Genomic DNA, 6,025 nt, shown 5'->3' with positions numbered 1-6,025 from the left:
TCACCGTTAACAATATCTACTCGTTCACAATAATTCGTTAAAATCTTTATTAACTTTTCATCATTCGTTATTTTTTCCAGCTGATTAATAAGCACCTCATGATTAATCGTCTGATAAAAATCTTTAACATCTGTTTTGTAAACAAATGGATTACCGCTTCGGCAAAACGCACTTGCTTTAGAAACTGCTTGTTTCAAACCACCGTTGCCTTTGACATGTGCTACATTTTCTAAGTCAAACGTTTCTTTGATCGGTTTTTCTAAAACAATCGCTATCGCTTTTAACACTATTGCATCTTCTGCACACCATATACCAACTTGTCCGACATCATCTATCTGATAATGCTTCATAGGACTAAGTTGATAAGTACCTTTTAAAAGACGCTCAATAATGTCAGGTTTAATCTCATCCCAATGTAACGAAACATGCCATATAGCATCGTTATGGTGGCGCTTTTTACGTCTTTTATAAACGTGATCAAACGCTTCCTGTATAACTTCTTCTTTGGCAATATCCGTTATTGAGATCATTTCTTACCTTTTTCCATCAATCGCTAGCTAGCTTTTAGCCATTTTTCTTGATTGGACAGATGATGCATATCTACAAATTCAAATCCTAGCTTTAAATAAACATGCAATGCCACCTGATTCGTTATTCTCAACTGTAAGTATACTTTTGGCCTATTATAAATTAGACGTGTTTGATCAATTAAATTACTCATTAATAACTGACCAAACCCTTGATTACGATGCTTTTTGTTGATGACCACATCAGCTAAATGAATTAGATGTCCATCAAAGGTCGAAGAAGCCATTCCAATAATATTTTGCGTTTTTTTATCAAAAAATTTCCAAAGCACCATATTAGGCCGCTGTAAACTATCTAATAAAGATGCTTTTGTTGTTTTAATTTCCACTAAAGATTGACTAAAAGCTTCAGCATGCATTTGTGATAAAATATCTACATCTTCTTTTTGGGCTTTAAGCAAAACCAGATCGACGTTTTTATCGGGAATTATATCTCTTGAATGCAAAAGAGTAATAATTGTGTTCATGCTTTCTTCTTCCTTTTTTTCATCTAATTCACTTTATATTAAGCAGATTTCACACCATCTAGTTCATATTCACCTTTTTCACCCAGTTCTGTATGTTCTACTGGAATACTATCTTTAGTGAATTTTTCGTTATCTACCATTAAACCTCTGAATGAAACGACATAAAACTTAGCTTTTGTATCAGATGCGCCTCCTAATATATGACCTTCATCAATGATTTGTTCGGGATCATCTATTTGTTGAGGATCGATAGGGCGAAGCACTAACTCACTTAAATCACACATCCCACCCCAAGCCTTATCTTCACCGCTTTGTTTTAATTCTTGCTTTTCATTTGTTTTGCCTAATGTGATTAATTGATCTGTGTTTGAACCATTTTTCACACCTTTAATTGCATCAATCAATTTTACCCTTTGCTCAAGCGTCATTGGGATACCCAATGTCATTTGACAATCAGCATAAGATTTAGGCCCTGCAAGATAAAAATGACCAATGACAGCTGCTGCTGTTTGTTTACCTTTAACTTCTGAGGCAGGTTGACCGCCTTCTCTTGCTGTAAGAGCCGGATTAAATTCTTCCCCAAAAATAGTAATTTTATCTATCCAAACACGTGTTTCTGTATTAGAGTCAGCAAAAGCTGTCATGGAAGTTTTAAAAGTAAGTGGCTTATCATCTAGTACCACATGTCTTTCAATTTGACCTTGTTCACTCATTATTATTCTCCTATTTATTTTACTTTTTGTGTTTTTTTGTGCTTTTTGTTCTTCCCACTTTTAAATCGTAGGATTTTATTGATTTTTTTATTGACCTTAATTCGCAGTGAATAGGCTTGGATCCAATTTTGCATCTACTTTCAGCGTGGTATCCATTCCCTCAAATTGAATATGAGGTAAAAGGGTTACCTGTGTTTTATACCATCCAGCTTTACCTGGTATTGGATTAACTACCACTTCAGCTGCACGAAATGGATATTTAGCCATTTCCAATGGTGTTGGTTTAAATGCAATCGTAACATAACGCTGAATCCAATCATTAATAATGTTATAAATCACTTCTTTACTGACAACACTGCCGATTTTTTCACGAATCACGCATTTAATATAATGCGCTATTCGTGAAATGCTTAAGGTATAAGACAGGTTTGCAACGAGTTGTGAATTAATGGAGTCCATATCATCGACAAACTCATTGACCTTTTTAATGGATTGCACACTGAAAAAAGCTGCATTTTTAGTCCGTTTTTCTTCTATCAATGGAATCAATCCAACATTAGCTAATGATAGCTCCATATAATCAGCAAAGCTTACATCTAAAGCTGAACGTTGTTCATCATATCCATTAATGTTATAAACAGGGGCTAGTAAATTCTCAACATACCCACCATTTTCGGGTCCACGGATATATTGCATCCAACCTGTTTTATCATATGAACGCATAATATTACGTGCCATATGAATATTCGTTGAAGCCCAAAGATAGGCTTCTTTAGATTCATAGCTATCAACTACTTCACTAAAACCTTTAAGAGATTTGCCAGGAACAGCATTATTAGTTGGGTGATAAGGCTGTTTAACAATATATTGCCCAACACATAGTCCAATATAGGCTGCCTGATCAGTTTCTCTAAAATCATTCCAATGTCGATAACGCGGATGCTCCATTAAACTTTCAAAGCTTTTTATTTTTCTGAGCTCACTGGCATTTTCAACACCGAAAAAATCTAAATTGACCGCACCTAAAAAAGGTGCGTGCGCCCCTTCAGCTACCATGCCCATACCAGACAACCAAGTAATATCTTCTTCATGATAACTAAAGTCATACATACCCATTAATAGACCATATGGCTCACCGCCATATTGATCAAATTCATCTACATAGACTTTCTGAAATAGATCGCTACTGGAGATATCATATAAATTGCGCTCAAAATCATATTGCAGCTCATCTTTGCTAACATCTAGCAAACACACATCTATTTTATCATCCTCTCCTTTGCCATTAAATACATCCTGTATCTGTAACCATTGCGTGTGTAATTGCTTAAAGCTTTCTTGTGAGATAATGGCATTAAGTTGTGCTGAAACGAGTGCATCAATACGTTCAATCGCTTTTTGAATATAAGATTTATTGTAATTTTCAATCGATTCATTGTTTGCTAAAATAATGGATAATGCTGCTAAATTGCGTGCATAATAGTCATCAAATAATTGATTAATCGCACTAACATTTCCTGTATCTTCAATAGCAAGTTTATTTAATGTGCTTTCACTTTGCTCTGCTTTTAATCCAAAGGATTGTGTTATTGTATCTAGTGGTTGCATGGTCGTACTCATGAGTTTTCCTCCTCAGTAATGACTTCGCCTTCAATAACTTCTGCATCATGATCTTTAAAGGCATATTTTTGTAATTCTGGCAAACTTGATTTTAAAGAGGATACGGCATCTTTATTAGAAAATACTCGATCAATACTGTCCTTAATCATTCGATTATTATCTACATCCTTCTCAAAGCGAACTAACATTTCTTTTAAGGTTAATAATGCCTTGATTTGTGGTACTTTTTCCGCAATTTGATCTGGCCTGAAATCTTTCATCCCTGATAAGATATAGTTCACATCGATTGTGGCTGATTTCTGCGGGTTGATATAATTTGCTACTGTGAGATTTACAGGTATTTCCATGTCTTTCATCGTTGCATCCACACCATTTTTTAAATTACGGATTTGACGATCTTGTAATGACAATTGCGCATCTTTTGATGTTCCGTTTGAAACATTACCCATCATTAATACACGATAAGGCAATTCTTTTTTCTTTTTTTGACCATCCACACGCGTATCATACTGGATCATCAATCGAGATTTAGGGATTTTTTTATTGACTGACATACAGTGCTTCCTTTTTTATTTTGTATCTTTTTTAAAATCTATGATTGTTTTATCTTTTATTTCGAGTTTTATCTGTCGCATCTGCTCAAGACATGGATATCTTAACAAGTGAATATTTCAGTTGTATTTCAGAGATATTTCTTTTCAAAAAATATTTTTTTATTTTGAAATATATATGAAATAACCTTGAAAAAGATAAGCGTTATAGTGTGTCCTTAAGAATAAGATTGAACGAAGAATTATGAACAACCAATACGTTAATACTATAATTGAAAGTAATTCCTTATATTATATGTATGAGCAATTTAAGAAAAAACACACTGATAATTGCCCCGATGATGCTGTAGAAGCTTTTAGAGTGGCTTTACGTCAACAAGTTAATCATTTTATAGATTACACACAACAAAACTACAGTCCGAAAATTAGCGAATATTTAATCACTCCTGTCATTGCTTATCTAGATGAACATATACGTATTACTTTACAACCACATAATTTACGTTGGGATGGATTCCAAAATGAATTTTTACAGCGCAATGACTTGGGTGAATATTTTTTTACCTTAGCTGATGAGATTATTCGTGATAATTTATACCCAGCTGAAGTATATGCCAGTTTTTATTTTGCTTTAAAATTAGGCTTTTGTGGTCGTTATTATGCTAATAATAAAGCGCCAATTAAGTTGTATCAGCGTCATATTAAACGTGAATTAAAAGATCTACTCATTAATCAGTTAGATACAAAGATGCTTGCTCATCATGATAAGGGTAATCAGGCAGCATCAGATACTCAGGCTGATGATAAAAAAACAAAGTTATTCAGAAACAAAAGTGTACATTACTGGTTAATTAAGCAAAAGATGAAATATCTCGGTTTGCTCGCTGTTGCAGCACCTGTAGTTATTTATATTTATACGCTAATGACGAGGTAAACATATGTTATATCAAGACCATTCAAATTTTATAAGCTTCTGGAAGCAGGCCATTAATGACTTTGACACACAGGCAGAATTAACGCCATTACTGATTAATAGCTTTATGCGTACCTATGAATCTGGTGAGTTTGATGAATGCCAACAAAAAATAACCGCCTGGGTAAGTGCTCAAAAACGATATAATGCTTATCTCTTATTATTAAGTACTGCTTGTGCGCTATTATCTTCAGATGTTGAAAATAATCTACTAACGCAACTGAAAGATATCGTAACTATTTTGCATATACTAGATGAGGGAAATAAAAAAAATAATGTAAATGAAGAAAATGCAAAAACCACATTGAATCTGGGCAGCAGTTTAACAGGGATTTGTCGTTTAATTATAGGCAATTTATCAATGCAGCTAAAAGAATTATCAGCGCTCCCTGATGTTGAATCATTAAACATGGCCATAAAGGACACGCAGCAATTAGCTAGAATACTAACAGAATGGTCTTTAAATAATATGCTGCATGATAAGGGATATATCTCAATTATAGAACAATTAAAAAGTTTGCAATATAAAGCTAAAAAAACACAAACAGATGAGTTATCTATCAATCAAGGCGACCCAAGTTATAAAAAGCAAGATGAAGCATTAAGTAAAGAAGAAAAGCTAAAAGATACCTCGGATAATTATAGAGAAGCAATGCCTGTGCAATCAACTAAAAATACGAATGCAAAAGCTGATGGTATGTTGCATAAATTTGCTTCTGTTCACTGGTATCAATTGATTAAAAAAATACATCTTTTAAAACAATTAGTAAACAATGAACGATTTTTTGAATCCGCTATTATTTATCAGGATATTGAGCAAGAATTAATTTCTTTTGATCCTAAAGTGTATTTCCCTGGACTTTTTTTCGATTTGTTTAAACAGATATCCCCTAAAATCAGTGAAATTTATCGTTTTACCGCACTACATCAACAATCCCTACAATGGCATATGGCTGAGCGTTTATATCAAACAGATATGGAACGATTTGTACAGGAATTAGATAGCTTTATTGCTAATGAACAAAGTGATGAAGATTTTATCGAATATCAATCATTTAACATGAATACATCAGAGAAAACCAATATTCGTCTAGTTGATCCACAATACGCCATT

The 6,025-nt window shown here is 33.6% G+C and carries 7 protein-coding genes; 2 read left to right on the top strand and 5 right to left on the bottom strand.

Annotated features, from left to right (window positions below; translation table 11 throughout):
• The 5 genes from DNK84_RS04465 to tssB form a co-directional block, all read right to left on the bottom strand.
• Positions 1-530, bottom strand: a 530-nt coding sequence (locus DNK84_RS04465; protein ID WP_208123255.1) for a reverse transcriptase family protein, incomplete at its 3' end; no start/stop codon positions are given.
• Positions 531-553: 23 nt separating this feature from the next.
• A complete protein-coding gene (locus DNK84_RS04460) occupies positions 554-1,054 on the bottom strand; it encodes a GNAT family N-acetyltransferase (RefSeq protein WP_119343370.1) in 501 nt (166 codons plus the stop codon).
• Positions 1,055-1,092: 38 nt separating this feature from the next.
• Positions 1,093-1,767, bottom strand: coding sequence for a type VI secretion system tube protein IglC (iglC, locus tag DNK84_RS04455; RefSeq protein ID WP_119343369.1), 675 nt, complete (start codon positions 1,765-1,767; stop codon positions 1,093-1,095).
• Positions 1,768-1,863: 96 nt separating this feature from the next.
• On the bottom strand, positions 1,864-3,387 hold the full coding sequence (gene tssC, locus DNK84_RS04450; protein WP_119343368.1) for a type VI secretion system contractile sheath large subunit: 1,524 nt from the start codon (positions 3,385-3,387) through the stop codon (positions 1,864-1,866).
• Positions 3,384-3,941, bottom strand: coding sequence for a type VI secretion system contractile sheath small subunit (gene tssB / locus DNK84_RS04445; RefSeq protein ID WP_119343367.1), 558 nt, complete (start codon positions 3,939-3,941; stop codon positions 3,384-3,386). Before tssB ends, tssC begins: the two co-directional genes overlap by 4 nt.
• Positions 3,942-4,182: 241 nt before the next feature.
• On the opposite strand from tssB, the gene DNK84_RS04440 reads away from it, so the two are divergent.
• Both DNK84_RS04440 and DNK84_RS04435 read left to right on the top strand, forming a co-directional pair.
• Entirely contained in the window at positions 4,183-4,872 is a 690-nt protein-coding gene (locus tag DNK84_RS04440; RefSeq protein WP_119343366.1) for a DotU family type IV/VI secretion system protein, read from the top strand.
• Positions 4,873-4,876: 4 nt separating this feature from the next.
• Positions 4,877-6,025, top strand: a 1,149-nt coding sequence (locus DNK84_RS04435) for a type VI secretion system protein IglI family protein (RefSeq protein WP_268876885.1), incomplete at its 3' end; no start/stop codon positions are given.

The sequence above is a fragment of the Facilibium subflavum genome (assembly GCF_003574485.1).
In the GTDB taxonomy this organism is placed as follows: Bacteria; Pseudomonadota; Gammaproteobacteria; order Francisellales; family Francisellaceae; genus Facilibium; species Facilibium subflavum.
The sequence above is the reverse complement of the archived record's forward strand: the minus strand, read 5'-3'. Positions and strand labels throughout refer to the sequence as shown.

What these genes read in the sequence shown, in the direction of transcription:
- iglC (WP_119343369.1), bottom strand. Translation starts at nt 1,767, where the DNA reads ATGAGTGAACAAGGTCAAATTGAAAGACATGTGGTACTAGATGATAAG.
- tssC (WP_119343368.1), bottom strand. Translation starts at nt 3,387, where the DNA reads ATGAGTACGACCATGCAACCACTAGATACAATAACACAATCCTTTGGA.
- DNK84_RS04440 (WP_119343366.1), top strand. Translation starts at nt 4,183, where the DNA reads ATGAACAACCAATACGTTAATACTATAATTGAAAGTAATTCCTTATAT.
- DNK84_RS04460 (WP_119343370.1), bottom strand. Translation starts at nt 1,054, where the DNA reads ATGAACACAATTATTACTCTTTTGCATTCAAGAGATATAATTCCCGAT.
- tssB (WP_119343367.1), bottom strand. Translation starts at nt 3,941, where the DNA reads ATGTCAGTCAATAAAAAAATCCCTAAATCTCGATTGATGATCCAGTAT.